The organism is Paraburkholderia guartelaensis (assembly GCF_004353905.1).
Taxonomy (GTDB): Bacteria; Pseudomonadota; Gammaproteobacteria; order Burkholderiales; family Burkholderiaceae; genus Paraburkholderia; species Paraburkholderia guartelaensis.
The window spans coordinates 1-1,721 of the sequence record NZ_SMOD01000139.1 but is presented as its reverse complement, the minus strand read 5'-3'; the positions used below and the strand labels follow the sequence as shown (position 1 = coordinate 1,721).

The 1,721-nt window shown below is 55.0% G+C and carries 2 protein-coding genes; one reads left to right on the top strand and one right to left on the bottom strand.

Going from position 1 to position 1,721, the window contains the following annotated elements; all coding sequences use genetic code 11:
• A partial coding sequence (locus E1N52_RS43585; RefSeq protein WP_484217452.1) for a transposase occupies positions 1-207 on the bottom strand: 207 nt, incomplete at its 3' end.
• A gap of 470 nt (positions 208-677) precedes the next feature.
• On the opposite strand from E1N52_RS43585, the gene E1N52_RS43580 reads away from it, so the two are divergent.
• Positions 678-1,427: a hypothetical protein gene (locus E1N52_RS43580; RefSeq protein ID WP_133191246.1), complete on the top strand. Its 750-nt coding sequence runs from the start codon at positions 678-680 to the stop codon at positions 1,425-1,427.
• Positions 1,428-1,721: the final 294 nt, after the last annotated feature.

Genomic DNA, 1,721 nt, shown 5'->3' with positions numbered 1-1,721 from the left:
CATGGCTCGCAGCAACTTCTCTGGCGCGATGCTCGGCCGCCCGCCCTTTATGTCCGCTTCGTACATCTGGGCGAACTGTCGATCCATCTTCGCCAGCGCTTCATTCGCCATCACGCGGATCGAACGCAACGGATGCGACTTGGGGACGAAGTCGTCCAGCTTGCGCATGGAAAACAGACTCTCGGTGAATGTGTCGGCGCCGCGCATGATCTCCAGGGGACAAGTAGTGGTCCATCTATCAACGCCTCACGAGCTCTGCGCGATGACGTGTTTAAGCGGTATTTCAGCGGCCTGTTAGTGGTGTTGACCGGCTTGTCGTGTTTGTCGAGCAATATTCTGCGGCTCAGGATGTGCTGAGGGGGCTGCGTGAAGCCTTGCCAAATGCTCGACTGGTTGTTGAGCTGCGTACTGGAACTTATGAGGTTAGGTTCCATGAGCTAGCTGAACTTCTGCCAAGACCTCTCGACCGCGTTAGTCTGAATGCACTCTCACAATCTGAGATTGGGGCATTCCGCAGGCTTTGCGAGAGCGCGGGCCTTCGTCCTCCTAGCAAAGAGAGAGCGGGCGACCTGAGGGACATTCTTCTCGACCTTTTCAACAATCAGGAGATTCGCGATCGGGTGCGTCATGCACTGACACCCTTATTCGAGAAGCGGACTACGCGCCGTGTCCTTACTATGACGATGTTGATCGCGACTCACCAAGGCTCCGTTGGGGCGGCCTTCGTCCGCTCCGTTGTGGGGGCGGATCCCTTTGCGGTGCTAAAGCCATTTGAAAGTCTCTCGAACGAGATTTTCGAGCTTTCGGCGGACAGTTTTCGAGTGCGATCAGCCGTCTTCTCATCATTTGTAATCAATGATTTCATTGAACCCGATGAGATTGCCGATGCAGTGGTGGAGGTAACACTGGCGGCGGCCAAGCGCCGAAAGGAGCGTCCTTATCGAATTCTGATGTCCAATATGATGGCCTATGGAAGTCTGCGGCGCACGTTGCGCGGTAAGGGTGATCCGCATTCAATCATCATTGGCATCTACGAGCGACTTCGTTACGACGAGCGTGTCAATGACGAGCCTCTTTTCTGGCTTCAATATGCCATTGCCATGGCCGAGCTTCCAAAGCTGGATGCCGCCGACGAGTTTATTGAGAACGCCTACCGCAAGGCCAGAGAATTGGTGGGCTTCCAGACCTATCAGATTGATACGCAGGCTCTTCGGATCGCACTTCTGCGTGGCAGGGCCGAACCCAGTGGGCGTAATGTATCGAATATCGAGGCAATTCTCACTGGAATAGAGCGGGTCGAAGCCATGTTGGAGGATAGTAGCCACCGTGCCTACGCCGTTCGTGTACTTCATGAAGTTCAGCCATTTGTAAGGGCTAGACGCGACGATTTCTCCAACGGGGAGCGGATTGCTTTGCAGTTTTGGTAGAGAGCGTCAAGCAGCACGGCCGGTCAGCGACAACTATTTTGGCCGGTCAACGGGGTAGTTGTCGTTCGGTATCAGGTCATATTTGACGTTGCTCCTTCGTAGTTGTCGTTGCATGATCGTGTAGTTGACGCTCTTCGTTACTGCGCAACGTTGCCGTCGTCAGGCAACTGGCCGCTGAACGGATTGGCAGGGTTGTCGCCGTGTAATTGACGCCGCCGTGCATTCTGTTTGTCGCCGGCCTTGCGGCGGCGGTAGCTTTCGACGTTGAGTTCGAAGATCGTCGAGTGATGCACA